This window comes from Staphylococcus arlettae, assembly GCF_025560845.1.
In the GTDB taxonomy this organism is placed as follows: Bacteria; Bacillota; Bacilli; order Staphylococcales; family Staphylococcaceae; genus Staphylococcus; species Staphylococcus arlettae.
In genome coordinates, this window is sequence record NZ_CP094803.1 from 719,100 (window position 1) to 745,752 (window position 26,653).

Consider the following 26,653-nt stretch of genomic DNA (forward strand, 5'->3'; position numbering starts at 1 on the left):
TTTATGTTTACTAAGTAGCTATATATAAAGGGGTGTGAAAGATGTTACAACAATTAAACTCTGATTTTGAGACACAATTCCAAACGCAGCCAACAGTTAATGCATTTGCGCCAGGGCGAATTAATTTAATTGGCGAACATACTGATTATAATGGTGGTTATGTTTTTCCAGCTGCTATTGAATTAGGAACATATGGGATGGCGTCGTTACGCACAGATCAAACTATACAATTATATTCAAAGAATTTTCCAGAACAAGGTATTGTTAAAGTTAATTTGAATCAGTTAGATTTTGATGCATCACATGATTGGGCGAATTATCCCAAAGGAGTTATTAAATATTTAAAAGAACAATATCCAGAGATTAATCGTGGATTTAATTTGATTTTTGAAGGCACTATTCCTAATGGTGCGAGCTTATCATCATCTGCATCAATCGAATTAGTGACAGGTTGGATGATTAATGCATTATTTGAACTCGAACTAGATAAATTGGCACTTATTAAGATAGGCCAACAAGTTGAAAATAACTACATGGGTGTAAATTCCGGTATCATGGATCAATTTATTATTGGTTTAGGTAAAGAAGAGCATGCTATTTTGTTAGATACGCCAACTTTAGACTATACATACGTACCGGCAAGGTTTGGGAATTATGTAATTTCCATTATGAATACGAATAAACGTCGTTCTTTAACGGAATCTAAATATAACGAACGTCGGGCGCAATGTGAGGAAGCACTGTCTGATTTGCAGCAACAATTAAATATTACCCAACTATGTGATATTGATTTGAAGACCTTTGATCAATATAGTCATTTAATTAAGGATGATATTAATATTAAGAGGGCACGCCATGCTATAGCTGAAAATGAGCGAACGAAATTAGCACATGCAGCTTTAACAGAGAATGACTTACATCGTTTTGGACAATTGTTAAACGCATCACATCAATCATTGAAAAGTGATTATGAAGTTACTGGTATAGAATTAGATACTTTAGCCGAAACTGCACAGCAAGTAGATGGTGTACTTGGAGCACGAATGACAGGGGCTGGTTTTGCAGGGTGTGCAATTGCTTTAGTGCATAAAGATAGCATTAAGCAATTAGAGCAAGAAGTATCTACCATATATCAAGAAAAAATTGGCTATGCGCCAGCTTTTTATCATGTTCGAATTAGCGATGGTATGAAATTAATTACACATAACTCATAAGACGAATTAGGAGAAAGGATGTTTATATGTCTGTATTAGTATTAGGTGGCGCAGGTTATATTGGAAGCCATGCAGTCTATCAATTAATTGAACAAGGATATGATGTAGCTGTTGTAGATAATTTACAAACAGGACATCGTCAAGCCGTACATACGGCGGCGCGTTTTTATGAAGGAGATGTACGAGACAAAGAATTTCTCACTGAAGTTTTTACACATGAAGATGTAGAGGGAGTCTTTCATTTCTGTGCATACTCGTTAGTAGGGGAATCGGTAGAGAAACCTTTGGCGTATTTCAATAATAATGTACAAGGATTACAAAGTGTATTAGAAGTAATGTATACATTTAATGTTAAACATATTGTGTTTTCTTCGACTGCTGCAGTCTACGGTGAACCTGACACTATTCCAATTAATGAAACAGATACTACTAATCCAACGAGTCCTTATGGTGAAAGTAAATTAGTGATGGAGAAAATGATGCGTTGGTGTCATGAAGCATATGGCGTTAATTTTGCAGCCTTACGTTATTTCAATGTAGCGGGTGCACATCCGGATGGAGTCATTGGTGAAGATCATAGACCTGAAACACATTTAATTCCAATTGTGTTGGAAGTGGCATTAGGACAACGAGAGCAATTAACAGTCTTTGGTGATGATTATAATACAGCTGATGGTTCATGCATTAGAGATTACCTGCACGTAGTCGATTTAATTGATGCACATATTTTAGCTTTTGATTATTTAAAAAATGGAGGCGCCTCTGGTGCATTTAATTTAGGTAGTAGCAATGGTTATTCAGTATTTGAAATCTTAGAAGCGGCTAGAGCAGTAACAGGCCACTCCATAAATGCGAGTGTAGGCAAGAGACGTGCTGGGGATCCTAGTGTATTAATTGCTGCAAGTGACAAAGCAAAGAATCAACTAGGATGGCAACCGCGCTTTGATGATATTAATGAAATCATTCGTCATGCATGGGAATGGCATCAACATCATCCTCATGGCTATGATAAAGAGGAGGTTTAACATGTTATTAAGCCAACATTTAGTTAAACGATTCATTGATGAAGCGGTACAACATGGAGATTATGAATATGAAGATGCTTACTACATTCAAAATCAATTATTGACTTATTTAAATGCAGAAGGTGTTACAACGACTGAAGAAGAAAGTAATTATGGACAGCTCGATGCTAATGAAATTATACAACTATGGATAACACAAGCCATCGACAATGAATTGCTAGAAGATAGTTTATATCGTAAAGAAATAACTGAAGCTAATATTTTAGATTTAATCACTCCGAAACCTTCACAAATAAATAAAATTTTTTGGGAAAAATATCAAAATGACCACAGTGCAGCGACGGATTATTTTTATGACATATCGAAACGTAACCATTATGTTAAAGAAGATGCAATTGCGAAAAATATTAATTATACGGTGCCAACTGAATATGGCGAACTAGAAATAACAATCAATTTATCAAAGCCAGAAAAAGATGCAAAACAAATCGCACGCGAGAAAGCTCAAAAAACTACTAACTATCCAAAATGTGCGTTATGTATGGAAAATGAAGGTTTTGAAGGTAGTGTGACTCAAGCAGCACGTCGCAATCATCGAATAATTAGATTGCAACTTGGTCAACATCGCTGGGGATTTCAATATTCACCGTACGCATACTTTAAAGAGCATAGTATAGTCTTGTCAGAACGTCATGAACCAATGAATATCAATAGAGAAACTTTTGTTAATTTATTAGATTTTATTGATCAATTTCCACATTATTTTATAGGTTCTAATGCGGATATTCCTATCGTTGGAGGATCTATTTTATCGCATAATCATTATCAAGCAGGTCGTTACACTTTTCCGATGGATTTAGCTGCACAACAAGAAGCTTTTCAGTTAACACCTTACCCAGCTGTTACAAGTTATACATTGCAATGGCCAATGAGTGTTATTAGGTTAAAATCAAAGGATAAAGCTGAATTAATTGAAGCGGCTACATATGTGATGGAACAATGGAATAGCTATTCAGACATTCAAGCGGATATTAAAGCAGTAAGTGAAGATGGCCAACGTCATCACACAGTTACACCAATCGCACGTTATCGTGCACAGCAATATGAAGTGGACATCGTGTTGCGAGATAACCAGACCTCTGAGCAATATCCTGAAGGTATTTATCACCCACACCGAGATGTACAACATATTAAACAAGAGAATATAGGTTTAATTGAAGTTATGGGTACTGCTATTTTACCTGGACGTCTAAAAAAAGAACTACAAGATGTAAAGCGTTATTTGCTAGGTGATTATGCTATAGATATAGGATCGCACAAAACATGGGCAGACCAAATGCTTAAGCAATATAATTTCACAAACTCTAACGTGGATAGCATTGTTGAACAAGAAGTTGGTAAAAAATTTACACGTGTATTAGAAGATGCAGGTGTATTTAAACAAACTGATGAAGGAAAACAAGCCTTTCATAGATTTACATCAAAACTATAATAAACAACTAGAGATTTATGTTCAACGACTATTAACTTCAACGAAAGAGTGGTGTAGGAATCAAATTAAAAATTTGAATCCTACACCACTCTCTTTAATTTGAATATTAATACGGTTATAATTAATTTGTGGAAGGGGTAATATACATGAAAAGACTAATTACATTTTTACTAATTGCCATAATTATTTTAGCAGGTTGTGGCCAATCAACAGAGAAAAAGTCGAACAAAAGTTCAACACAAAAAGACACGCTAAATATTTCAGCAGCAGCTAGTTTAACTGATGTTACAAAAGAATTAGAACAAGCCTTTAACAAACAACATGACAAGGTAGCTATCAATTTTAATTACGGTGGTTCTGGGTCCTTAAGACAACAAATTGAAAAGGGAGCACCTAGCGATGTTTTTATGTCAGCTAACATCAAAGATGTTAAAATATTAGCGGATAAAGACAAAGCGCATAATACATATAATTACGCTCAAAACGAACTGGTTTTAATTGGTAATAGTAAAACGGATAAACAAGATTTATCACAACTTCAAAACGATGAGAAGGTAGCTATTGGTGAGCCTAATTCTGTGCCAGCTGGAAAATATGCACAGCAATTTTTAAAAGACCAAAACTTATATGACAATGTGAAACCGCATCTAGTTTATGCTAAAGATGTACGTCAAGTTCTTAATTATGTAACTAAAGGTAACGCACAATTTGGTTATGTTTATCAAACCGATTTAGCACAGCATAAAAAGAATGGCCAAACTGATGTTAAAGAACTTGGAAAAGCAACTTTAAAAACACCAATTACGTATCAAGCTGCGACAGTGTCTAATAAAAAAGAAGCAAAAGCATGGATGAAATTTTTAAAAACCAAAGAAGCGAAAGAGATTTTAGAAAAGTATGACTTTAAAGTTTAACTATAGGAGGTAATTGAAGTGCCAGATATTACACCATTTTGGATTTCGCTAAAGGTTGCTATCACTAGTACTATAATTGTTACTATACTTGGTATTATCATCGCAAAATGGTTATATCAGCATAAAGGTTGGTTTTCTAGAATAATGGAAAGTTTGATTATTTTACCAATCGTTTTACCTCCTACTGTGTTGGGATTTATTTTATTAATTATTTTTTCACCAAACAATTATATCGGTGGTTTTATAACTAATGTATTACATATACCTGTTATTTTTACGCTGACAGGCGCAGTTATTGCATCTGTTATTGTCAGTTTTCCATTAATGTATCAACATACAGTACAAGGGTTTCGTAGCATAGATAAAAAAATGTTGAATACCGCTAGAACTATGGGTGCTAGCGAAGGGAGAATTTTCTTTCGCCTCATTTTACCGTTAGCGAAAAGACCTATAATTTCCGGTATTATGATGAGCTTTGCTCGTGCAATTGGTGAATTTGGAGCGACGTTAATGGTTGCCGGTTATATACCGAATAAAACCAATACGTTACCTTTAGAAATCTACTTTTTAGTAGAACAAGGCAAAGAAAATCAAGCGTGGTTATGGGTACTTGTGCTTATTGCATTTGCAGTCTCAGTTATTGGAGCATTGAATTTAATGAATAGGTCACGTTATTTGGAGGGGGATTAATGTTACATATTGCTTTATCACATCAGTTACAACTAAACAAAATTCAAATTCAAATTCAAATTAATGATGACGAACCTAAAATTTATGCTATACAAGGGCCATCAGGTATTGGTAAAACTACTATTCTTAACATTATAGCAGGACTAACTCAACCAGATTCAGCATTTATTAAAATCGGCAATAAAACTTTGACGGATACTAAAGTTGAACAGCAAGTGAAAATTCAAAAACGTAATATTGGCTATTTGTTTCAAGATTATCAATTATTTCCACATATGACGGTATTGCAAAATCTCACTTTTATGACTCCAATGTCACAACATATTACGCAGTTAATGCAGAAGTTAAATATTTCTGATTTAGTAAAACAATACCCCGCAACTTTATCTGGTGGTGAGGCGCAAAGGGTGGCATTAGCTAGAGCCCTGAGCACTAAACCTGACTTGATTTTATTGGATGAGCCGTTTTCTAGCCTTGATGACTTAACTAAAAAAAATAGTATGTCTATGGTAAGAACAATATTTGAATTATGGCAAATACCTATGATTTTTGTTACCCATTCAAATTTTGAAGCACAACAATTAGCAGATGAGATTATAACAATAGAAGGGGAAAAAGAGTAGCATATAAGGGTGTTACTCTTAGACTGTCGACAAGTATTGACTTTGTCGGCAGTTTTTTTGCACGCTTTCCGTGGACACTGTCTCAGCTTGTAATCTTCGACGCGTGCTATTTCCACAGGAATCAGGTCAAAGCAATGCCATTATTATGTGGCATAAATTAATTACCAATTGAGATGAATATGAAATAAACCTATGATTTGTTTGAAACTATTGTTACAGGTGACTACAAGTTCTATAATGAAGTTAACGATAAAAAAAGGGGAATTAAGGTGACTAATGGACGTTATTCTAGGCAAATATTATTTCATAACATAGGTCAGCAAGGTCAAACATTGATTGCTAAAGCACATATCTTAATTATAGGTATGGGTGCATTGGGTACACATGTAGCTGAAGGGCTAGTGCGCGCAGGTATAGGTGAAATAACTATTATCGATCGTGATTATATTGAGTATAGTAACTTGCAAAGACAAACATTATTTACTGAACAAGATGCGCTTGAAGCGCTACCTAAAGCAATAGCTGCCGAACAAGCATTAAAACAAATAAGCAGTGATGTCGATATTCACGCATATGTAGAACATGTGACACCTGCAACGTTAGAACAATATGGGCACAATATAACATTAATTATTGATGCTACAGATAATTTTGATACTAGACGTTTAATTAATGATTTTGCATATAAGCAGCGTATTCCGTGGATATATGGTGGCGTAGTTCAAAGTACTTATGTCGAAGCTGTTTTTAATCCCGGTAAGACACCGTGTTTTAATTGCTTGTTACCACAATTACCTGCCATTAATATGACGTGTGATACTGTAGGTGTGATTCAACCTGCAGTTACCATGACGACGAGTCTGCAAATTAAAGATGCACTCAAGTTAATCGTAGGTGCTGAAGTTGACACTAAATATACTTATGGGGACGTGTGGTCAGGAGAACATCATGCCTTTGGTTTTAGCAAAATGCATCGGAAAGATTGTGACACATGTGGCGACCACCCTCAATTTACCGAGTTAACACAAGCGAATAAACAATACGCAACGCTATGTGGAAGAGATACTGTACAGTTTGATAATCCAACTATTTCCCAGGAAATGTTGCATCAATTTTTAATAGCTAAAGCAATTCCATTTAAATCTAATAATTATATGATAATGTTTCAATATGAAGGACATCGTATTATAAGTTTTCAAAATGGTAGATTGCTCATTCATGGTATGACCAAGCCAGCACAAGCCGCCACTTTAGTGAATAAATTATTTGGTTAAAAGGGGGAATAATAGTGCATACGAATGTGAAGTTGAATAGGCCAATTAATTGTGCCGTATTAACAGTTTCAGATACGAGAGATAAAACTACAGATAAGGGTGGGCAATTAATACAAGAATTACTTACTGAGATGTCAGATGAAGTAGTGATTCAGCAGTACGAAATTGTCAAAGATGATTTAGTGTCGATTCAGCAAGTAATTGAAACATGGAAAAGTTTAGCAATAGATGTGATTATTACCACTGGAGGTACGGGAATAGCTCCAAGAGATGTAACGATTGAAGCCGTGAAACCGATGTTGACCAAAGAAATAGAAGGCTTTGGTGAACTATTTAGATATTTAAGTTATACCGAGGATGTTGGTACCCGTGCGTTGTTGTCAAGAGCGTTGGGTGGAACGATGAACCAACAATTAATCTTTTGCCTACCCGGTTCTACAGGTGCAATCCAATTAGCCATAACCAAATTAATCCGTGTCGAATTGACACATTTAGTACATGAGATGACTAAAAAAAATTAAACGCATATCATTTCGTATATGCGTTTAATCGTATTCAATGCTATTCCAAGTCGTTGGTATTACCATTACGTTGATAGTCTCCGGACTTACCTCCAGATTTTGCTTCCAAATACGTGTTACCAATGATCATACCTTTATCTAGTGCTTTCGTCATATCATAAATAGTTAATGCAACTACAGATGCAGCGGTTAAAGCTTCCATTTCTACGCCAGTTTTACCGGTAGTAGAAACTGTTACTTCAATATTAAGTGTATATTCCGAATCAGTTGTATGCCAACGGTAATTAACATCGATACCTGTTAAAGGTAATGGGTGACACATAGGAATTATTGTAGCAGTATTTTTAGCAGCCATAATGCCTGCAATTTGAGCTGTATTAAGTACATTACCTTTGTGATTCGTATGCTCGATAATTTGCTGGTAAATATTAGCGTTTACGGTAATACTTGAGTGTGCAGTTGCTGAACGTTTTGTAATATCTTTAGTGGAAACATCTACCATTTTAGCGTTACCTTGTTCGTTTATATGTGTAAAATCAGACATAATTTACCTCCTCAACATGACATATTATAACATGAATTATATTTTGAAAGGAGCAATACAATGACTGTAGAAAAGAGAACGCCCATACCAGTTAAAGATGCAATTGAGCGTGTTGTAAAAGAAAGCTTTGTTATGCCTACTACTACAGTAGCATTAGATGAAAGTTTAGGTTACATTTTAGCGCAAGATATTATTGCAACTTATGACATCCCAAGATTTAATAAATCGCCATATGATGGATTTGCTATTAGAAGTGTTGACTCACAAAATGCGAGTGGAGAACATAGAAAAACATTTAGGGTGATTGATCATATCGGAGCAGGGTCGGTATCAGACAAAACATTAGCACAAGGTGAAGCTATAAGAATTATGACTGGTGCAGCTATTCCAGAAGGTGCAGATGCAGTCGTGATGTTAGAACAAACAATAGAAGATGACGACTCATTTTCTATTAGAAAACCTTTTGAACATCATGAAAATGTGTCATTACAAGGTGAAGAAACACAAGAAAATGATGTCGTTTTACAGCGAGGACAACATATTAATGCAGGTGCTATCGCAGTATTAGCTACATATGGCTATACTGAAGTTCCAGTTTATCGAAAACCAAGCGTAGCAATTATTGCTACTGGCAGTGAACTGTTAGATGTTGCTGACCCATTGGAACCTGGAAAAATAAGAAACTCTAATGGTCCAATGATTAATGCACTCATTACTAAACACAAGCTCACGAGTAAAGTGTATAAAATACAACATGATGATTTAGAGAGTAGTATTGCAGTGGTTAAACAAGCTACAGAAGAACATGATATTGTAATTACAACAGGTGGTGTTTCAGTTGGCGACTTCGACTACTTGCCTGCTATTTACGAGGCATTACAAGCAAATGTGTTGTTTAACAAAGTAGCGATGCGTCCCGGTAGTGTGACTACAGTTGCAGTAACAAAGGACACTTATTTATTTGGTCTATCCGGTAACCCATCAGCCTGCTTTACTGGTTTTGAATTATTTGTCAAACCAGCTGTATATGCCATGATGGGGGCAAATGCAATCTATCCTCAAATTGTACAAGCTACATTAATGGAAGACTTTGCAAAGCCTAATCCTTTTAGTCGCTTTATCTGTGCCACAACAACGTTTAACGGCAAAGAAATGACCGTAGTACCTTCAGGCTTCAATAAATCAGGTGCCGTCATTGCGATTGCACATAGTAATGCGATGATTATGTTACCAGGCGGAACACGAGGGTATCAAAAAGGTTATACGGTTGATGTCATATTAACTGATTCTACAGCATTTGAAACGGAATTATTGTTATGATTTTGCAAATTGTAGGATATAAAAATTCAGGTAAGACGACATTAATGGAACATACAGTTGCGTTGTTGAAAGCACACAATTTGCGTGTTGTGACAATAAAAAATCACGGTCACATAGACGATGAAATCACTTTACAACATAGTAACGTGGATCATATGAAACATTTTAATGCCGGAGCTGATCAAGCTATTGTGCAAGGTAATTATGTTCAACAATCCGTTACACGCCAACCAAAGCAGAACCTTTCAACACTGATTGACTCATCTGTTACAATAGACTGTGACATTACATTGGTAGAAGGTTTTAAACATGAAGATTTTGATAAGGTTGTTATTTATCGAGATCAAGAAGCATTGACTGAACTATTAACGTTGACCAATGTTCAATATAGTTTAACATTGAATGATCAGGAAGCTTTAAACGATTATAATTTATGGTTACAGTCATTTATTACAGCTAAAGGGTTGATAACATGAAGCAGTTTGAAGTAATTGAGCAACCAATCGAACCAGAACAATATAGAGAATTTGTAGTCGATGCGCATAAAGGTGCTGTCGTAGTATTTACAGGACATGTACGAGAGTGGACTAAAGGTGTGAAGACTCAATATCTAGAATACGAAGCATATATACCAATGGCAGAAAAAAAGTTAGCTCAAATAGGTGATGAAATTTCAAAAGAGTGGCCTGGTACGACTATAGCAATTGTACATAGAATTGGGCCATTGAATATTTCAGATATTGCAGTATTAATTAGTGTGGCTGCACCACATCGAAAAGCTGCATATCAAGCGAATGAGTACGCAATTGAGCGTATTAAAGAGATTGTACCTATTTGGAAAAAAGAAATTTGGGAAGACGGTGCACAATGGCAAGGTCATCAACGTGGTTATTATGATGATGCAGTTGAAAGGAGATAACTATGCAAATTCTGTATTTTGCCGAATTAAAAGAAATTTTGAAGAAAAATACTGAAATTATAGAAATAAATGATAGTATATCAGTTAAACAATTAAAAGAGACAATCAATGCTAAATATCCTGAAGTGTCAGAAAAAACGTATCAAATAGCTGTTAATGAAGAGTTCGTCCAAGACAATGATACGGTGAAAAATATGGATATTGTAGCATTGATTCCACCAGTTAGCGGAGGTTAATAGAGAAATGAAAGCAATTATCCTTGCCGGAGGCCAATCAGAACGTTTCGGCGATCAAAAAGCATTTGCACAAATACAAGGGCAATATTTTTATCAACGCATTATTGAAGTACTCAATGCTACTAATATGTTTAATCAAATTATTATTAGCACCAATGAACAATTAGAGAAAAAATTTGAACATTTAGATGTACTTGTCGACAATCCACTACATCGTGATAAAGGCCCTTTGGCAGGAATCTATACAGTTATGGAGCATTATAAAGAAGAAGAACTGTTTTTTGTAATTTCCGTAGACACACCTATGATAACGCAAAAAGCTATTAGTAACCTTTATCAATTTATGGTGGAACATTTAATTGAAGATCAATTAGATATAGCAGGTTTTATAGCAGATGAGCGACCGATACCAACAATTGCATTCTATAGTCCTAATACATTTAAAGTTATCGAGCGTGCTTTAAATTCCGGTGATTATAGTTTGAAAAATGTGTACACACGAGTGGCACATGATTGGTTAGATGTGAAAAAGATAAATGCACCTGACTATTGGTATAAAAATATTAACTACCAACAAGATTTAGCCTCTTTAGAGCAAACATTAAAGCAGTAAGGGGGGGCTTTAAGATGAGCGAACAAATAACGGATAAATTAGGAAGACCAATTCGTGATTTGAGATTATCAGTAACTGATAGATGTAATTTTCGCTGTGACTACTGTATGCCAAAGGAAATATTTGGTGATGATTTTGTATTCTTACCGAAAGATGAATTGCTAACTTTTGATGAAATGACGCGAATAGCTAAGCTTTACACTGACTTAGGTGTGAAAAAGATACGTATAACTGGTGGCGAACCCTTATTACGCCGTGATTTATATAAATTGATTGAGCAGTTATCGCAAATTGAAGCGATAGAAGATATAGGCTTAACAACAAATGGATTGCTGTTAAAAAAACATGGTCAAAATTTATATAATGCGGGCTTACGTCGTATCAATGTCAGTTTAGATGCAATAGATGATGAGGTGTTCCAAGCGATTAACAATCGTAATATTAAAGCTTCAACCATCTTATCGCAAATTGACTATGCCATTGCAATTGGTTTTAAAGTTAAAGTTAATGTAGTTATTCAAAAGGGAGTCAATGATGATCAAATATTACCAATGATACAATATTTTAAAGACAAAAAAATCGAAATTCGGTTTATTGAGTTTATGGATGTTGGTAATGATAATGGTTGGGACTTTAGTAAGGTGGTTACAAAAGATGAGATGCTTAGCACAATCGAAGAAGCTTATGATATTACACCTGTTCCACCGAAATACTACGGAGAAGTAGCTAAATATTATCGTCATAATGATAACGGTGCACAGTTTGGATTGATCACAAGTGTATCACAATCTTTTTGTTCGACATGTACGCGTGCACGCTTGTCATCTGATGGCAAGTTTTATGGCTGTTTATTTAGTGCTGTTGATGGCTTTGATTTGAAAAACTTTATGCGAAATGGTGCCACAGATAGTGAGTTGAAAGCTAAGTTTAAAGCATTATGGGGTGTAAGAGACGATCGTTATTCTGATGAACGTACAGAACAAACTGTAGCTAACCGTAAACGCCAAAAAATTAATATGAACTATATAGGTGGTTAATATTACTTAACTTAAATTTGTAATAACTATCTATTATAATAATTAGCTATTCCCTTTAAAGTTTCGACTTTAAAGGGAATTTTTTATGCAAACAGATGAAATGCGTTTATTTTTTCGCGGCAATTAAAGCTAAAGTTATTTTTATTAACGTACTACATTATTATCTTAGGTAATGTTCAAATAGTTGAATTTAAAAAATTACTATAATAAAAATTGTAACTTTATCAATGCTTAAGAAGTGAAATACATAATATTAATTTAAATAACATTGCAAAACACCTAGTTAAAACTAAAAACTAAAAATTATAGATTTAAAGATGGAACTGTTATATAATATTTTAAAAGCATATTACTATAAATAAAGCCATTTTAAATTTAAAAACAACTAGAAAATTACTGGAGGCTGGTCTTAATATGGAAAATAAAGTTCAACAATTTATCGCATCTGAAAAGGCTTTAAGTCAATTAAAGCACTGGCTTAAAACGACGCAAGGTTTATCAATGGAAGAATTCGTAGTATTATACAAAGTGTTTGAAGCAGAAAAAATTAGCGGCAAGGTATTGCGTGATACATTGCATTTTGAGATGTTATGGGATACAAGTAAAATTGATGTCATTATTCGTAAGATTTATAAAAAAGAACTTATTTCTAAAGTACGTTCAGAGTCAGATGAACGCCAAGTCTTTTATTATTTTGATGATAAACAATTAACATTGTTACAAGATATAACGTCAGCGATTGAAACGACACAATTAGTGAAATAACAATTTTATCTTGTTTAGTTAGAGTGTAATACCTACATAAAAAACAGATTATAAAAGCAGGTCAATGCGCATAGGCATTGACCTGCTTTTATTTTTATATTATAGCTGACTGCGTTTGACTTTCCGTCCGTGAACAAAGAAATATAGGAAGGTCGTAAATATGATCATAATAGCCATTATGCCATACAATTGACCATATGAAAGTGTAGATGTAATAAATCCTAATACATATGGTCCAAAACCAAGACCTAAATCTAAACCTATAAAATAAGTAGATGTGGCGATACCATATTTTGCAGGTGGTGATACTTTGATGGCAATTGCCTGCATACTCGATGATATATTACCGTAACCTGCTCCAAGTAATAACCCGGCAACTATAAGCATCCAACCAGTATCAGTTATACTTAAGACAAAGTAAGTTAGTATTAAGAATATAAATGCGGGATATACCACCACATTTTCATTTTTATCATCCATTAAGCGACCAGCTACTGGTCGTGTAATTAATGACGCAATAGCATAGAATATAAAGAAATAGCTTGATAACGTTACTAAATTAATCTCTTCAGCAAAAAATTGTAAGAACGTTAAAATTGAAGAGTAACTCAAGCCTGCAATCATCATAATAATAGCAACCGGTATTGCTTCTTTTGCTATATAATTATTAATGTCAAAGGCTTTTTTGGGAGTTGTTGATGGTGTTTTCGCAGGTTGTGTAATGTCAAATTGAATATTAATGAAGAAAGATATTAACAAACTAACGATGCCACACAATAAGCAAATAGTGAATAAGAAGCTAATAGGGAAAGCATCAATTAATAATAAACCAAAAAATGGCCCAATTGCGGCACCGATTACTAAACTTAATGAAAATAAACTGATACCTTCACTTTTACGTTCAGCTGGTGTTACATAAGCTGCAATAGTTCCTGTTGCTGTAGTTGTTACTCCGGTAGCAATACCAGTAAGAATTCTAGTAATCATTAGAATAGTAATAGAACCTTCAATAAAATAAAATAATTGCGTTATAATTAACAAGATTAATCCAATTAATAAAATGCGTTTTGGTCCTATTTTATTAACATACTTCCCTGTAGCAAATCGACCAATTAATGAACCAATAATAAAAAGGCCAGAAACAAGTCCAGCCACGCTATCAGAAACATTGTAAGTTGATTTAGTATAACTAGCAATTATAACTATTAATAGATACATACATAAATAGACTAAAAAATTAGTTAGAAAATTAATATTAAAACTTTTCGTCCATATGGGCGATTTTAGTGTTGATTGAGCCACACATTATTCCTCCTCAAGTGTTGATAATTGTGAATGAATTGCTGTGACAGTTTTGATAGTTGTTGCTAAATCATCTGCTGTTAATCCTGTGTCTGCAACGATTTGTTCTTGCACAGATTCAATCTGGTTATTGATTTCGTCATATAGGGATTGACCTTGAAGTGATAAAGTCAAAATACGTTCTCTTTTGTCTTTACCTTGTGTTACAGATAACAAATTTTTTTCTGATAGTACTTTTAGTATTTTACGCGTTGTTGGTTTTTCAATTGCACGTCTCTTTGAAATTTGAACGAGTGTCGTCGGTGCATTGAGGCCAATATCTTTTAACACTAACCATTGGGCTGGATATAAATCATATCGCTCAAATATTGGTTGGAATAGTTTGACATAAGGTCTATATACAGCGGTTAAACTATTGAATAAATTTTTGGTATCCATAACAAACTCCTTCAAGAAATAGTTAGCTTTGCTAACCTTATTTTGTGACAAACCCCATTGTAAGGTAAATAGCAATATAAATCAATAGCTGTGTAATATATTTTGAGAATAGATAACTATAGTAAGTTATTACTTTTGTTTTTAACGGTAAAGTCAGCGTTGATTTGTTATGATTAAGGTGAATAAAGCAATAGGGGGAATTAAGTTGAATCTAAAATTAGATCACATGATTCATTATATAAATCAGCTTCAAACATTTAAATATCCGGGAGAATTACTGCGTATTTATGATGGGGGAAAACATGAAAAATTGGGAACTTTTAATCGCTTAGTGTACTTGGATAATGCGTATATTGAGTTATTGGATGTTTATAATGCTGAAATATTACGGAAAATTACTAAGTCAGAAGAAGGTAGAGTATCGTTTCCATCTAAAATAATTCAAGATAACTTTGCTCAAGGTTTAAAAACAGTGGCGTTTCAAACAGATGATTTAGATTTAGTAAAACAGCAATTAATTGCCAAAGATGTAGATGTTGTCGGACCTGTCAATATGCATCGTGTAGATGAAAAGGGGAGTAAAATACATTGGCGCTTGTTGTACATAGCCGATCCAGATTATCGAGTAAAACCGCCATTTTTCATACAATGGGAGGAACCACTTGCTGTTAGAAATAAAAAGTTGGCCCCATTTCAGCAACAAGAATTCACTGTAAAGCAAATACGTATCGATAGTACTGAACGCGCAGTGACTGTTCAAAAATGGCAAACTTGGTTCGATATGGAAATTATTGATGATACAGAAACCTACACATCATTAAAATTACCCAATGACACTATAGTGTATGAAATATATGATGGTGAGGTTTCTAAGTACCATACTGTAATTTTAAGGGATGAAAAGGCTACTTCATCATACTCGCTTATTATTAGAGGGGTCAGATATCGATTTGATGCAGATTAATAAATATATTCATATGCAGTATGTGCGATATAGATAATGTGTATTAGAGAAAAAATTAATGTTATAATTGATAAGTAGGTTGCAACCTTATTGCTTCTTAATAACAAAAAGAATGTTGACAATACTAACGTCAACGCAACAAGTAAAATACGTAAACTTAAATTATCAATTGATAACGTTTGTGATGCGGATTGTATAAATACAAACAAATTGGCAACTAATAATAACAGAATAATTATAATACGCATAACAAATACCTCATTTTAAGTGTTTCTTTAATTATAACAAAATTGAAGCTACAACGTGAAAGAAAGCGGCAAGCATTGTATAATTAAATCATCGTATAGACAAAGGAGAAAAAGAATAATATGGAAAAGATGAATATCACAAATCAAGACCATGATGCTTTTGTTAAAAATCATCCTAATGGTGATTTGCTCCAATTAACAAAATGGGCTGAAACGAAACAACTAACAGGTTGGTATTCTAAACGTATCGCTGTTGGAGAAAATGGCGAAGTAAAAGGAGTTGGCCAGCTGTTATTTAAAAAAGTACCGAAACTACCTTTCACACTATGTTATGTTTCTCGTGGTTTTGTCACAGATTATAATGATAAATTAGCACTTGAAGCGTTGTTAGAATATGCTATTCAAGTTGCCAAACAAGAAAAGGCCTATGCGATTAAAATTGATCCAGATGTTGAAGTGGAGAATGGCACAACAGCATTAAAACATTTAAAAGAACTAGGCTTTAAACATAAAGGCTTTAAAGAAGGCTTATCTAAAGATTATATTCAACCACGTATGACGATGATTACCCCAATAGATAAAGACGATGAAAGTTTAATTCAAAGCTTTGAACGTCGTAATCGTTCTAAGGTGAGATTAGCATTGAAACGAGGCACTACCGTAGAACGTGCAGGGCGTGATGGTTTAGAAACGTTTGCAAACTTAATGAAAATTACAGGTGAACGTGATGGTTTCTTAACACGAGATATTTCATATTTTCAAAATATATATGATGCATTACATGAAGATGGTGATGCAGAGCTCTTTTTAGTTAAATTAGAACCAAAACCTGTATTAACAGATTTGAGAGCAGAAATGATACAACTAGAACAAGAGCGAGCAAAGTTACTTGAGAAAAAACAAGATAAAAAAACTTTAAATAAAATAAATGATGTAGATAATAAGGTAGAAAAAACACAAGCGTTGATACAAGATATGGAGACTTTAGAGCAAAAGCATCCTGATGGTATGTATTTATCAGGCGCGTTACTCATGTTTGCAGGCGACAAATCTTATTATCTATATGGTGCGTCGTCAAATGAATATCGTGACTTTTTACCGAATCATCATATGCAATTTGCTATGATGCAATACGCAAGACAACAAGGCGCAAAAACTTATGATTTTGGTGGTACTGACAATGACCCTGACAAAGATTCAAGTCATTATGGCTTGTGGACTTTCAAAAAAGTGTGGGGCACATATTTAAGTGAAAAAATTGGTGAATTTGACTACGTACTCAATAAACCACTGTATCAAGTGATTGAAAATGTAAAACCTAAATTAACAAAAGCCAAAATAACAGTTTCTAAAAAAATAAAAAGAAAATAGTCAAACTTAACTTTGTGAAATGAATTATGCTTAGTTACCTTATTGAACAGTAAATAGCATCTCATTGAGTAACCATAGCTTTATATATAAATAAAACCACTGATATAGCTGCATTAACATAAGCTATATCAGTGGTTTTATTTTTTTAGTTCAAGCAAATTAATAAAGTACAAGTGTTAAAATGATATAGATAACGAGTAAAATCGCTGTTAAAATGTTTAAAATTTTAACACCTTTAATATCTTGCTTACCATATTTAAATGCAGTTACTTCTACATTACCTACGAGTAATAGTAATACTACAAATACCCACCAATTAGACAATGGGAAAGATAGTGTAGTGACTGCTACAACGAATAATAACAATAATGCCATTATTATTCGTAGAATGCGAGTGAATATTGTATTCATTTTATATATACTTATATAACTCACAATTAAGTAAAGTATAGGTAACAATACCAAGTAAAGTTGCATATCTAACATCCTTTCAAAGTTCGCCTTTAATCTTAGCATGAAACAAAAGTGCTGACTAGAATGTTATTCACTTTCTTTTTGACGCATTTTTGAACGAATATCAGCAATTTCATTTTCAATTTGAGCTAATTGACGGTGTAAAGGATCGGTATCTTGATTTACTGACTCTCTTTTATCTAAGTCATTTTGTAATCTAATATAATCATCTTTAAGTTCTGCTAATTTAGAATTTAAATCCATTATAATATCTCCTTTAATTTAATTATATATTAGATAAAATTATAACATGGAATTGAATGGTTCTAAAACAAGTACAAAAGTGTTATAGTATGAAAATGTATTGAAAACGAAATGTATGTTGGAAAGAAGGATTAAAGTGACGCAACAATTCATTATAATTATCTTACTTATTGCATTAGGGTATGGTCTAAAAAAGTTAAAATACTTTAAAGCTAATGATAGCCAAATATTTGCTACATTAGTACTTAATATTACGCTTCCTTCTTTAGTCATTGTTAATTTAAATAAAGCAGAATTGGACCTTTCATTATCAATTTTACCTATTATGATGATCATTTTTGGTGTTTTAGCAAAGATTATTGTGATTTGGTGTTTTTTAAATCATGATAACCAAGTTCGTGGGACAGTAGGAATGATGACAGCTTCTTTAAATATAGGTTTATTTGCGTATCCGTTAGTTGAGGCGATATGGCCTGAAAAAGGAATGATTTACTTTGGAATGGCAGACATCGGTGGCGCTATCATAATGTTTGGTGTTACTTATTTCGTTGGTAGCTATTTTAGTGAAGGACCGGATAGCTTTGATTTCAAATATTTAGGTAAAAATATTGTGAAATCTGTGCCTTTAATGACTTATATGATTATGTTTATTTTAAATTTGCTCAATATTCATTTTCCTAAGCCTGTTATTGACTTTTTCTCAGTATTGTCACAGGCTAACATGCCATTATCAATGTTATTACTTGGTTTAATGTTGAGTTTTAATATTGAAAAACGTTACTTACCATTGGTGTTAAAATATTTATCATTACATTATGGTTTAGGATTAATTGCAGGATTACTGGTGTATTTTTTCTTACCTGTAGATGATGCAATGATTAAAACAACATTATTGATAACATGGTTGTTACCAGTAGGTGTGTCTATTATTCCGTACTCTATACAATTTAAATATAAAACTTTACCGATTGTTGGCATGGTTACCAACTTGACGATAGTGATTAGTATAGTAATTATTTATGTTTATCAGGCGCTATTTATATAACAAAATGAGATTGGATATAAATTTCCATGCTCAAAATAAGAGGACCAATCCTTAATATGGATTGGTCCTCCTTATATATAAAACATTTGATTTTGATCGTGCATGTTTGCCTGGGGTATGGTTCGAGCCAATAGTCTCTCACGCATACTATTTCCCCGGACGTCAGCACGATTCAAAATCGGGACAATTTATATTTTTCTATTCAAAAAAGGTCAATTCGTACGAGTTGATTAATATTACGAAAATAAATAAACGATGTACTTTATGTATAAAGATTTTCGCAGTACATAATTTAAATTACCAATGAAAACTTTAATTTTATATTTGAAAACATTTGGTTTTGACCGTGCATGCTTGCTTGGTGTATGGTTCGAGCCTGTAGTCTCTCACGCATACTATTTTATTAGAAGTCAGTAGGTACAATTTACATTTTGTTATTTAAAACATAATAACCGTCGAAAACAAAATGTTAAAGAATAATTTTGATTGATGATATTTCATAAATCTAAAGAAAACGCCAATTTCTATATCTTTTCAATAGAAATTGACGTTTATTTTTTAGTCAAAGACATGATTGTCTCGAACTTGTTTTTGCAATATTAGGTTTATCCTTTTCCACCCATAAAGGCAGGGTAGTTCGTCATTCCACCGTCAACATAAATTGTTGTACCGTGAATGTAATTAGATAAATCAGAAGCTAAAAATAGCGCGACGTTAGCAACTTGTTGTACTTCGCCTATTTCTTTAGCAGGAATCATCTCTAGAGTTTCAGCACGTGTTTCTGGATCAGAGAATTTTTCACGAGTATGTTCAGTAACAATAGCCCCAGGAGATATATTATTAATACGGATACCATATTGTGCATATTCCATAGACATGGTTTCCATCATTAATTTAAGTCCACCTTTACTTGCTGCGTAGTTAACGTAGTTTGGCCAAGGTATAGTGTCATGTACACTAGAGGTATTGATAATAACACCTTTTTTGTTCTCTTGTAGAAAATGATTCACAACAGCTTTAGCTCCCATAAATGCTCCAGTTAAGTTAATATCAATTACTTTTTGCCATTCTGCAACAGACATTTCATGCGTAGGGATTGGTTTTTCAAATCCAGCATTGTTCATCATAATGTCTAACGTACCAAAATGTTCAATAGCTGTATTTACCAAACGATTAACATCGTCTTCTATTGAAACGTCCGCTTGAACTTTTATAGCTTGTCCACCAGCTTCTTCGATCAAACGAATTGAAGCATCTACATCTGGAATATGATGGTCAGATAAATAATTTAATACAACTTTTGCTTGAGCTTTACCAAATTCTTCGGCGAATGATTTTCCTAAACCACTACCAGCCCCAGTGATAACTACTACTTTGCCTTCTAAATCTTTAAACATAAAAACTCCTCCTTAAAACTGCAAGTTAACCTTTCAAATTACCTAAAATAAATGCGGCAATAATAATTAATATAATTCCTGCCCATATACCAATCATTTGGCGCTTATCTTTACGCTCTCCTAATAGGAAGATACCACCAAGTGTTGATACAATAACTAGTAATTGTGAAAATGAGAAACTTGTTGCTACTCCAACTCTTGGTTGAGAATAGAACATAAATAAATTACCGATACCCCACACGATACCAGGAATTAAATTTAAAGCTGTACTCTTGATTGATGTTTCGTGTTTCATTGATAAAATAAATCCACCAATGGCCATACCAATAGATTGGAAGAATAAAGCACTTGTACCATCTACACCGAAAATTTGAGCTACAACTACATATACAACATAACCAACAGTTGAAATTAATAAGATAACCATTGCTTTACTAAAGTTATTTGTAGTGTCGGCTGCTTCATTTTTTCCTTTAATAGAAGTTAATGCAATACCGATAACTAATAACAACATTGAAACTAAGCCAAGTGTTACTTGTGTCCCTGTACTCCATTCTCCTAAGAATATGGCACTAAACAATGTTGTACCAACTAATTGTAAACCAGTTGATATAGGCATTGTTTTAGATACACCGATTAAGTTAACTGATTTTAATTGGTAGCCTTGACCTAATGCCCAAAAGGCACCGGAGATCAGACCGACGATAATGACAATTGGTTTGTCAAATTCTGTATTACCAGTTAACAATAAGATAATCCCGATAATTAACGCACCTAAAGTAGTACCTCTGATTTGGTTGAAAGGGCCACCACCGACATATACGTTAATTAAAACAACACTACCCCAAAATAGTGCAGGTAATAGTGCAATTAATAAGTCCATGCTATTACTCACTTCTCTCTCTATGAATTTGTACGTTCAGCCATCCACAATTTGAATAGCTACAAATATATATTTTAAAGGAAAATTATAACTTAGTAAAAAGAAATTTATTTTGAAAGCGTTTTAATTTAGAACGTTTATATTTTTCCTTGAATGAATAGTCTGAAGAATAAACATAAAAGGGCAGAAGACGTGAGGATAAATACCTTATTTTAAGGTGAAAGTATATTTGAGGGAATGATGTTTGTTCTTTTCGTGTAACGGATAATGCTACGCCATAAAAAACGAGGGTAGTACAATATTTGGGTGTCGTTGTAACTACTAAAAATTGTATTTAAAACAATGTAAAAGGTAGGCTAAGACATCATAAGTGTCTCGACCTACCTTTATATAGTAGTTATATAATGTTAAGTTACAAACATGAGTGATTTAGAAATAATAAATATTAAGACAGTATTAAACATTGGCAAGTACAAATTTAAATTTTTTAAATTCATTATTTATGTGAAAACCTAATTCATCAAAACGCTCAACTAGTGTTGCATTCTTGCTGCGTATCTTAAATGAAATTTTTGATAAGTTATAGTGTGCAAATGCATAATGCAAAGTATATTTAAGTAAATCGAAGGCGATTCCCATAAAGCGATAATCTGAATGGGAGGTAAAGTATTTAATTTCAGCAGTTTGAGCATTTTCAAATACTTGTAAATATACATAACCTTTTAACACACCTTCTGACATGAATGTAAATAAGTGGTTGGTTTGTTTTAATGAATTAATGATTTCATCAGTTGTCATGGCATCATGATAAAATGTATGTTCATGTAGTTTGCCAAAAGAACGATAATAAGCAGGATGATATTCGGTAATGTTTTGTTCATGAGTTAATTCACCTACATCAGAAGTTGCCTCTAAATGATAATCTGTAAAGTTGTAGTAGGCATTAATTGTTTTCATCGCTTCAGTGAAATCTTGTTCTGTTTCTTCAAAAGTGAAATTAAAGTTTGCTGTCGCTGGATATGCTTGGTACATTGCTGTGAATAGTGTATTAAATTCATTTATTACATCAGTAAGTCCATGTGCTATGAAAGGACCAATCATCTTAAATTTATTTTCACCATAGGCGACAGCTAACAGTAACATCTGAACTTGATTATTGTCGTTAACGCGTGCATAAACACCTGGTGCCTCGATTGATTGTTCAATTAATGAGAGCAATGCATCTTCTTGTTGTGGCAATTTATATAAATATGAAGCCATATGTCGATCTGCGCTATTAATAAATGATTGAATTTGAGTGATATTACTTAGTTTAATTGTGTCCATGATATATACCTCCTTTATAAAAAGACCTAGCCTAAATATATTACTTTAATTATAGGTATATTTGATGAGAATTGAAAGCTAAGATGTGCTATATACATGTTACAATAATATTATTATAAATTTGAAAGGGCGAAATTATGAAATCTCTTATATTAGCTGAGAAGCCTTCAGTAGGAAAAGATATCGCGAAAGCGTTAAATATAAACGAAGGAAAAAATGGTTATTTTGAAAATAATCGTTATATAGTAACTTGGGCATTAGGTCATTTAGTAACAAATGCAACTCCTGAACAATATGACAAAGCGTATCAAGAATGGAAATTAGCAGATTTACCTATTATTCCGTCGACAATGAAAACAGTAGTAATTGCTAAAACTAAAAAACAATTTCAAACAGTTAAAGCATTAATCAATAAACAAAGTGTAAATGAAATAATTATTGCGACTGATGCTGGTAGAGAAGGGGAACTCGTCGCACGATTAATATTAGATAAGGTGCATAATACTAAACCAATTAAACGATTATGGATTAGTTCTGTAACACCTAAAGCTATTAAAGATGGTTTTAATAAACTTAAAGATGGTAGACAATACAATAATCTTTATCAAGCAGCATTAGCAAGAAGTGAAGCAGACTGGATTGTTGGTATAAATGCGACTCGTGCACTTACGACAAAATATGATGCGCAACTTTCCTTAGGACGTGTCCAAACACCAACGATTCAATTAGTGCAAATGCGTCAAAATGAAATTAATCAATTCCAACCAGAAACATACTATACATTAAATATAGAAGTAGAAGGTTTGAAATTTAACTGTACAACTCCGAAACAACATAAAAATAAAGACGTTTTTGCGGATATAAGTGAGAAAGTTAAACATCAAACTGCAAGTATCCAGTCAATTGAGCGTAAAGCTAAAAAAGCATATCCTCAAAAATTATATAATTTAACGGATTTGCAACAAGATGCCTATAAGCGTTTTCGATTTAATCCTAAAGAAACGTTAAATACATTACAAGTATTGTATGAACGCCACAAATTAGTAACTTATCCACGTACAGATTCTAATTATTTAACGGATGATATGGTTTCTACTTTGAAAGATCGATTAAAGGCAATTATGGGGACAGATTTAAAAGAGCATGCCAAAGCACAACTGTCACGTTCATTTAACACAAGAGACAAATTTATTAATAATCAAAAAGTCTCAGATCACCATGCAATCATTCCAACTGAAGTACGAGCAGATTTAAACACGCTCTCACCTAAAGAACAAAAAGTTTATATGCTGATTGCTCAAAGGTTTTTAGAAAATATAATGCCACCATATCAATATGAAGCGGTTGATATAGTAATTAATATAGGTGAGTATAGTTTCTCCTTTAATGGGCAAGTACCACAACAATTAGGTTTTAAAGCGTTGTATGATAACGAGCAACATAACTTTGCATTGAACAGCAACTGGCAGCAAGGAACAACATTATCAGTGAGTCGGACACATATCGCTGAACATGAAACTACTGCACCATCGTATTTTAATGAAGGTTCATTACTGAAAGCGATGGAAAATCCACAGAAATTTTTTGATTTTAAGGATAGCAAGCATGCACAATCGTTAAAACAAGCTGGAGGTATAGGTACAGTAGCTACCCGTGCAGACATTATTGATAAACTGTTTAATATGAATGCTATTGAGTCTCGCGATGGCAAAATTAAAGTGTCACAAAAAGGTAAACAAATATTAAAATTAGCACCTCAAGCATTAACATCACCAATATTGACAGCAGAGTGGGAAGATAAATTAACAAGAATTGAGAAAGGTCAATATAGTGCGAAACAATTTATGGCTGAAATGCGGGACTTTACACAAACTGTAGTTACAGACATTAAAAATAACGAGCAAAAATATAAACATGATAATTTAACTACTACAGAGTGCCCGACATGTGGGAAATTTATGATTAAAGTAAATACAAAGCAAGGTTCCATGCTCGTATGTCAGGATCCAAAATGTAAAACAAAGAAAAATGTCCAACGAAAAACCAATGCACGTTGCCCTAATTGTCATAAGAAAATGACGCTTTTTGGTAGAGGTAAGGATGCCACTTATCGTTGTGTGTGTGGTCATACGGAAACACAAACCCAAATGGATCAACGTCACAAAAATAAAAAGAATGCAAAAGTATCCAAAAAAGATATGAAAAAATATTTGAATAATAATGAAGGAATAGAAAACAACCCGTTCCAGGATGCATTGAAAGGGCTCAAATTTTAGATAATTCGAACTTAAAAACATTTAAAAAACAAAAAGTTCGGATTTTCTATTGTGTTTTAGCAATTTGGGTATTAAAATATTAAGGTATTTTAATTAAAGGAGAATTAACCGTGAGAAAATACTTTAAGTTTGATAAGTATGAAACAAACTATAAAAAAGAAGTCCTGGGTGGTTTAACTACGTTTTTATCCATGGCGTATATTTTAGCCGTCAACCCACAAGTATTAAGTTTAGCAGGCGTCGATGGCGTTTCTGACAATATGAAAATGGATCAAGGTGCGATATTTGTTGCAACTGCGCTTGCTGCATTTGTAGGGTCATTATTTATGGGGCTCATAGCACGTTATCCTATCGCTTTAGCTCCAGGAATGGGACTAAATGCATTTTTTGCCTTTACAGTCGTCTTAACAATGGGGATTCCATGGCAAATAGGATTAACCGGAGTACTATTTTCCGGCATATTCTTCGCCATATTAACACTGACCGGATTACGAGAAACCATAATTAACGCAATACCGCATCAGATGAAAATGGCAGTATCAGCAGGAATTGGACTCTTTATTACATTTGTAGGTTTACAAAGTTCAGGTATTATTACGAATAACGATTCAACATTAGTTACTTTAGGTCAAATTACAGATGGACCAGTATTATTAACAATTTTTGGAATTATTGTTACGGTCATTATGTATGCAAGAAAAGTACCGGGAGCTATTTTTATTGGTATGATTTTAACTTCTATTGCCGGTATGATTACAGGATTAATTGATCCACCAAGTAGTGTGGTAGGTAAAGTTCCAAGTATTGAGCCAACTTTCGGAGCGGCTTTTGAAGCTTTCAAAGATCCAAGCCAGTTATTTACGGTTCAATTTTTAATAGTAATTTTAACATTTTTATTTATCGACTTTTTCGATACAGCCGGTACGTTAGTAGCTGTAGCAACTCAGGCTGGTATAATGAAAAATAACAAATTACCACGTGCTAGTAGAGCACTATTTTCAGATTCATTAGCGACAATTGTTGGTGCTATCTTTGGTACGACAACAACGACTTCATATATAGAGTCAACTTCTGGAGTTGCTGTAGGAGCTCGTACGGGATTTGCCAGTGTAGTAACCGGCCTTTGTTTCTTATTGGCTATCTTCTTCAGTCCATTAATGGAAGTAGTTACTAGTGCGGTTACAACGCCAGCATTAATTGTAGTAGGTGTTTTAATGGCTGCTAACTTCGCTGAAATAGAGTGGCGTAAATTTGAAGTAGCAGTACCATCATTTATTACTATAATAATGATGCCACTGTCATATTCTATAGCGACAGGTATCGCATGTGGATTCATTTTTTATCCGATAACAATGCTTATTTCCAAACGACATAAAGAAGTACATCCTATGATGTATGGATTAATGGTCTTATTCATTCTATATTTTGTATTTGTTCATGGTTAATAATAAAGAGCATTCGGCCTCAAACCGAATGCTCTTTTTATATAATGTATAGTT

The 26,653-nt window shown here is 33.5% G+C and carries 29 protein-coding genes; 20 read left to right on the forward strand and 9 right to left on the reverse strand.

Annotation, left to right across the window (positions count from 1 at the left end; all coding sequences use genetic code 11):
• Nucleotides 1-41 precede the first annotated feature (41 nt).
• The 8 genes from MUA37_RS03265 to MUA37_RS03300 all read left to right on the forward strand — a co-directional run bounded on the left by MUA37_RS03265 (nucleotide 42) and on the right by MUA37_RS03300 (nucleotide 7,753).
• A complete protein-coding gene (locus MUA37_RS03265; protein ID WP_107376994.1) occupies nucleotides 42-1,214 on the forward strand; it encodes a galactokinase in 1,173 nt (390 codons plus the stop codon).
• 26 nt (nucleotides 1,215-1,240) lie between these two features.
• Nucleotides 1,241-2,239, forward strand: a complete 999-nt coding sequence (gene galE, locus MUA37_RS03270) for a UDP-glucose 4-epimerase GalE (RefSeq protein ID WP_002509305.1) — start codon at nucleotides 1,241-1,243, stop codon at nucleotides 2,237-2,239.
• A gap of 1 nt (nucleotide 2,240) precedes the next feature.
• Nucleotides 2,241-3,731 (forward strand): UDP-glucose--hexose-1-phosphate uridylyltransferase, encoded by a 1,491-nt coding sequence (gene galT / locus MUA37_RS03275; protein ID WP_232198585.1) that lies wholly within the window; start codon nucleotides 2,241-2,243, stop codon nucleotides 3,729-3,731.
• A 140-nt stretch (nucleotides 3,732-3,871) separates the two neighbouring features.
• Nucleotides 3,872-4,645 carry a molybdate ABC transporter substrate-binding protein gene (gene modA, locus MUA37_RS03280; RefSeq protein ID WP_037558450.1) on the forward strand — a complete coding sequence of 258 codons (774 nt, stop codon included), beginning with the start codon at nucleotides 3,872-3,874 and terminating at the stop codon, nucleotides 4,643-4,645.
• Between the two features lie 18 nt (nucleotides 4,646-4,663).
• On the forward strand, nucleotides 4,664-5,335 hold the full coding sequence (gene modB / locus MUA37_RS03285; protein ID WP_142019463.1) for a molybdate ABC transporter permease subunit: 672 nt from the start codon (nucleotides 4,664-4,666) through the stop codon (nucleotides 5,333-5,335).
• Nucleotides 5,335-5,958 (forward strand): ATP-binding cassette domain-containing protein, encoded by a 624-nt coding sequence (locus tag MUA37_RS03290; protein WP_142019464.1) that lies wholly within the window; start codon nucleotides 5,335-5,337, stop codon nucleotides 5,956-5,958. The genes modB and MUA37_RS03290 overlap by 1 nt, the downstream gene beginning before the upstream one ends.
• A 269-nt stretch (nucleotides 5,959-6,227) precedes the next feature.
• Nucleotides 6,228-7,232: a ThiF family adenylyltransferase gene (locus MUA37_RS03295; RefSeq protein ID WP_002509301.1), complete on the forward strand. Its 1,005-nt coding sequence runs from the start codon at nucleotides 6,228-6,230 to the stop codon at nucleotides 7,230-7,232.
• Between the two features lie 14 nt (nucleotides 7,233-7,246).
• Nucleotides 7,247-7,753, forward strand: a complete 507-nt coding sequence (locus MUA37_RS03300) for a MogA/MoaB family molybdenum cofactor biosynthesis protein (protein WP_142019465.1) — start codon at nucleotides 7,247-7,249, stop codon at nucleotides 7,751-7,753.
• A gap of 40 nt (nucleotides 7,754-7,793) precedes the next feature.
• Here the strand turns inward: MUA37_RS03300 and moaC are convergent, their stop codons facing one another.
• Nucleotides 7,794-8,297: a cyclic pyranopterin monophosphate synthase MoaC gene (gene moaC, locus MUA37_RS03305; RefSeq protein ID WP_002509299.1), complete on the reverse strand. Its 504-nt coding sequence runs from the start codon at nucleotides 8,295-8,297 to the stop codon at nucleotides 7,794-7,796.
• Nucleotides 8,298-8,357: 60 nt separating this feature from the next.
• Here moaC and MUA37_RS03310 point away from each other — a divergent pair, with 60 nt between their 5' ends.
• From MUA37_RS03310 to MUA37_RS03340, 7 genes are all read left to right on the forward strand, one after another.
• Complete coding sequence (locus tag MUA37_RS03310; RefSeq protein WP_262624833.1) at nucleotides 8,358-9,617, forward strand: molybdopterin molybdotransferase MoeA; 1,260 nt, start codon at nucleotides 8,358-8,360, stop codon at nucleotides 9,615-9,617.
• Nucleotides 9,614-10,093 carry a molybdopterin-guanine dinucleotide biosynthesis protein B gene (gene mobB, locus MUA37_RS03315; RefSeq protein WP_262615745.1) on the forward strand — a complete coding sequence of 160 codons (480 nt, stop codon included), beginning with the start codon at nucleotides 9,614-9,616 and terminating at the stop codon, nucleotides 10,091-10,093. Before MUA37_RS03310 ends, mobB begins: the two co-directional genes overlap by 4 nt.
• The gene (locus MUA37_RS03320) at nucleotides 10,090-10,536 is read left to right on the forward strand and encodes a molybdenum cofactor biosynthesis protein MoaE (protein ID WP_002509296.1); all 447 of its coding nucleotides are present in this window, start codon (nucleotides 10,090-10,092) and stop codon (nucleotides 10,534-10,536) included. Before mobB ends, MUA37_RS03320 begins: the two co-directional genes overlap by 4 nt.
• A gap of 2 nt (nucleotides 10,537-10,538) precedes the next feature.
• Nucleotides 10,539-10,772 (forward strand): molybdopterin converting factor subunit 1, encoded by a 234-nt coding sequence (gene moaD / locus MUA37_RS03325; protein ID WP_002509295.1) that lies wholly within the window; start codon nucleotides 10,539-10,541, stop codon nucleotides 10,770-10,772.
• 7 nt (nucleotides 10,773-10,779) lie between these two features.
• On the forward strand, nucleotides 10,780-11,385 hold the full coding sequence (gene mobA / locus MUA37_RS03330) for a molybdenum cofactor guanylyltransferase MobA (RefSeq protein ID WP_002509294.1): 606 nt from the start codon (nucleotides 10,780-10,782) through the stop codon (nucleotides 11,383-11,385).
• 14 nt (nucleotides 11,386-11,399) lie between these two features.
• Nucleotides 11,400-12,422, forward strand: a complete 1,023-nt coding sequence (gene moaA / locus MUA37_RS03335; RefSeq protein WP_002509293.1) for a GTP 3',8-cyclase MoaA — start codon at nucleotides 11,400-11,402, stop codon at nucleotides 12,420-12,422.
• A 414-nt stretch (nucleotides 12,423-12,836) separates the two neighbouring features.
• Entirely contained in the window at nucleotides 12,837-13,187 is a 351-nt protein-coding gene (locus tag MUA37_RS03340) for a SarA family transcriptional regulator (protein WP_002509292.1), read from the forward strand.
• A gap of 99 nt (nucleotides 13,188-13,286) precedes the next feature.
• Here the strand turns inward: MUA37_RS03340 and MUA37_RS03345 are convergent, their stop codons facing one another.
• Together MUA37_RS03345 and MUA37_RS03350 are read right to left on the reverse strand one after the other, a co-directional pair.
• Nucleotides 13,287-14,489: an MFS transporter gene (locus MUA37_RS03345; protein ID WP_262624834.1), complete on the reverse strand. Its 1,203-nt coding sequence runs from the start codon at nucleotides 14,487-14,489 to the stop codon at nucleotides 13,287-13,289.
• Between the two features lie 3 nt (nucleotides 14,490-14,492).
• The gene (locus tag MUA37_RS03350; RefSeq protein WP_021458965.1) at nucleotides 14,493-14,927 is read right to left on the reverse strand and encodes a MarR family winged helix-turn-helix transcriptional regulator; all 435 of its coding nucleotides are present in this window, start codon (nucleotides 14,925-14,927) and stop codon (nucleotides 14,493-14,495) included.
• A 205-nt stretch (nucleotides 14,928-15,132) separates the two neighbouring features.
• Here MUA37_RS03350 and MUA37_RS03355 point away from each other — a divergent pair, with 205 nt between their 5' ends.
• Nucleotides 15,133-15,891, forward strand: coding sequence for a VOC family protein (locus tag MUA37_RS03355; RefSeq protein ID WP_262624835.1), 759 nt, complete (start codon nucleotides 15,133-15,135; stop codon nucleotides 15,889-15,891).
• Here the strand turns inward: MUA37_RS03355 and MUA37_RS03360 are convergent.
• A complete protein-coding gene (locus MUA37_RS03360) occupies nucleotides 15,888-16,139 on the reverse strand; it encodes a hypothetical protein (protein ID WP_002509288.1) in 252 nt (83 codons plus the stop codon). The genes MUA37_RS03355 and MUA37_RS03360 overlap by 4 nt on opposite strands.
• Before the next feature lie 120 nt (nucleotides 16,140-16,259).
• On the opposite strand from MUA37_RS03360, the gene MUA37_RS03365 reads away from it, so the two are divergent.
• Nucleotides 16,260-17,510 (forward strand): lipid II:glycine glycyltransferase FemX, encoded by a 1,251-nt coding sequence (locus MUA37_RS03365; RefSeq protein ID WP_002509287.1) that lies wholly within the window; start codon nucleotides 16,260-16,262, stop codon nucleotides 17,508-17,510.
• A gap of 159 nt (nucleotides 17,511-17,669) precedes the next feature.
• On the opposite strand, the gene mspA is transcribed toward MUA37_RS03365, so the two are convergent.
• Together mspA and MUA37_RS03375 are read right to left on the reverse strand one after the other, a co-directional pair.
• A complete protein-coding gene (gene mspA / locus MUA37_RS03370; protein WP_002509286.1) occupies nucleotides 17,670-17,987 on the reverse strand; it encodes a membrane stabilizing protein MspA in 318 nt (105 codons plus the stop codon).
• Between the two features lie 63 nt (nucleotides 17,988-18,050).
• The gene (locus MUA37_RS03375) at nucleotides 18,051-18,227 is read right to left on the reverse strand and encodes an SE1832 family protein (RefSeq protein ID WP_002509285.1); all 177 of its coding nucleotides are present in this window, start codon (nucleotides 18,225-18,227) and stop codon (nucleotides 18,051-18,053) included.
• A 136-nt stretch (nucleotides 18,228-18,363) separates the two neighbouring features.
• Here MUA37_RS03375 and MUA37_RS03380 point away from each other — a divergent pair, with 136 nt between their 5' ends.
• Nucleotides 18,364-19,272: an AEC family transporter gene (locus tag MUA37_RS03380; RefSeq protein ID WP_002509284.1), complete on the forward strand. Its 909-nt coding sequence runs from the start codon at nucleotides 18,364-18,366 to the stop codon at nucleotides 19,270-19,272.
• Nucleotides 19,273-19,877: 605 nt separating this feature from the next.
• Here the strand turns inward: MUA37_RS03380 and MUA37_RS03385 are convergent.
• The 3 genes from MUA37_RS03385 to MUA37_RS03395 form a co-directional block, all read right to left on the reverse strand.
• The gene (locus tag MUA37_RS03385) at nucleotides 19,878-20,669 is read right to left on the reverse strand and encodes a glucose 1-dehydrogenase (protein ID WP_262624836.1); all 792 of its coding nucleotides are present in this window, start codon (nucleotides 20,667-20,669) and stop codon (nucleotides 19,878-19,880) included.
• Between the two features lie 25 nt (nucleotides 20,670-20,694).
• Nucleotides 20,695-21,552, reverse strand: coding sequence for a RhaT/GlcU family sugar-proton symporter (locus tag MUA37_RS03390; RefSeq protein WP_021458966.1), 858 nt, complete (start codon nucleotides 21,550-21,552; stop codon nucleotides 20,695-20,697).
• Nucleotides 21,553-22,008: 456 nt separating this feature from the next.
• Complete coding sequence (locus MUA37_RS03395; protein WP_107380007.1) at nucleotides 22,009-22,878, reverse strand: GNAT family N-acetyltransferase; 870 nt, start codon at nucleotides 22,876-22,878, stop codon at nucleotides 22,009-22,011.
• Nucleotides 22,879-23,015: 137 nt separating this feature from the next.
• Between MUA37_RS03395 and MUA37_RS03400 the strand changes: the two genes are divergently transcribed.
• Nucleotides 23,016-25,154 carry a DNA topoisomerase III gene (locus MUA37_RS03400; protein ID WP_002509280.1) on the forward strand — a complete coding sequence of 713 codons (2,139 nt, stop codon included), beginning with the start codon at nucleotides 23,016-23,018 and terminating at the stop codon, nucleotides 25,152-25,154.
• 110 nt (nucleotides 25,155-25,264) lie between these two features.
• Nucleotides 25,265-26,599 (forward strand): NCS2 family permease, encoded by a 1,335-nt coding sequence (locus MUA37_RS03405; RefSeq protein ID WP_142019469.1) that lies wholly within the window; start codon nucleotides 25,265-25,267, stop codon nucleotides 26,597-26,599.
• The last annotated feature ends 54 nt before the right edge of the window (nucleotides 26,600-26,653 follow it).

Excerpts from the sequence above, each read along its gene's own strand:
- MUA37_RS03265 (WP_107376994.1), top strand. The coding sequence starts at position 42 with ATGTTACAACAATTAAACTCTGATTTTGAGACACAATTCCAAACGCAG.
- galE (WP_002509305.1), top strand. The coding sequence starts at position 1,241 with ATGTCTGTATTAGTATTAGGTGGCGCAGGTTATATTGGAAGCCATGCA.
- galT (WP_232198585.1), top strand. The coding sequence starts at position 2,241 with ATGTTATTAAGCCAACATTTAGTTAAACGATTCATTGATGAAGCGGTA.
- MUA37_RS03290 (WP_142019464.1), top strand. The coding sequence starts at position 5,335 with ATGTTACATATTGCTTTATCACATCAGTTACAACTAAACAAAATTCAA.
- moaC (WP_002509299.1), bottom strand. The coding sequence starts at position 8,297 with ATGTCTGATTTTACACATATAAACGAACAAGGTAACGCTAAAATGGTA.
- MUA37_RS03310 (WP_262624833.1), top strand. The coding sequence starts at position 8,358 with ATGACTGTAGAAAAGAGAACGCCCATACCAGTTAAAGATGCAATTGAG.
- mobB (WP_262615745.1), top strand. The coding sequence starts at position 9,614 with ATGATTTTGCAAATTGTAGGATATAAAAATTCAGGTAAGACGACATTA.
- MUA37_RS03320 (WP_002509296.1), top strand. The coding sequence starts at position 10,090 with ATGAAGCAGTTTGAAGTAATTGAGCAACCAATCGAACCAGAACAATAT.
- moaD (WP_002509295.1), top strand. The coding sequence starts at position 10,539 with ATGCAAATTCTGTATTTTGCCGAATTAAAAGAAATTTTGAAGAAAAAT.
- mobA (WP_002509294.1), top strand. The coding sequence starts at position 10,780 with ATGAAAGCAATTATCCTTGCCGGAGGCCAATCAGAACGTTTCGGCGAT.
- moaA (WP_002509293.1), top strand. The coding sequence starts at position 11,400 with ATGAGCGAACAAATAACGGATAAATTAGGAAGACCAATTCGTGATTTG.
- MUA37_RS03340 (WP_002509292.1), top strand. The coding sequence starts at position 12,837 with ATGGAAAATAAAGTTCAACAATTTATCGCATCTGAAAAGGCTTTAAGT.
- MUA37_RS03350 (WP_021458965.1), bottom strand. The coding sequence starts at position 14,927 with ATGGATACCAAAAATTTATTCAATAGTTTAACCGCTGTATATAGACCT.
- MUA37_RS03360 (WP_002509288.1), bottom strand. The coding sequence starts at position 16,139 with ATGCGTATTATAATTATTCTGTTATTATTAGTTGCCAATTTGTTTGTA.
- MUA37_RS03365 (WP_002509287.1), top strand. The coding sequence starts at position 16,260 with ATGGAAAAGATGAATATCACAAATCAAGACCATGATGCTTTTGTTAAA.
- mspA (WP_002509286.1), bottom strand. The coding sequence starts at position 17,987 with ATGCAACTTTACTTGGTATTGTTACCTATACTTTACTTAATTGTGAGT.
- MUA37_RS03375 (WP_002509285.1), bottom strand. The coding sequence starts at position 18,227 with ATGGATTTAAATTCTAAATTAGCAGAACTTAAAGATGATTATATTAGA.
- MUA37_RS03385 (WP_262624836.1), bottom strand. The coding sequence starts at position 20,669 with ATGTTTAAAGATTTAGAAGGCAAAGTAGTAGTTATCACTGGGGCTGGT.
- MUA37_RS03390 (WP_021458966.1), bottom strand. The coding sequence starts at position 21,552 with ATGGACTTATTAATTGCACTATTACCTGCACTATTTTGGGGTAGTGTT.
- MUA37_RS03395 (WP_107380007.1), bottom strand. The coding sequence starts at position 22,878 with ATGGACACAATTAAACTAAGTAATATCACTCAAATTCAATCATTTATT.
- MUA37_RS03400 (WP_002509280.1), top strand. The coding sequence starts at position 23,016 with ATGAAATCTCTTATATTAGCTGAGAAGCCTTCAGTAGGAAAAGATATC.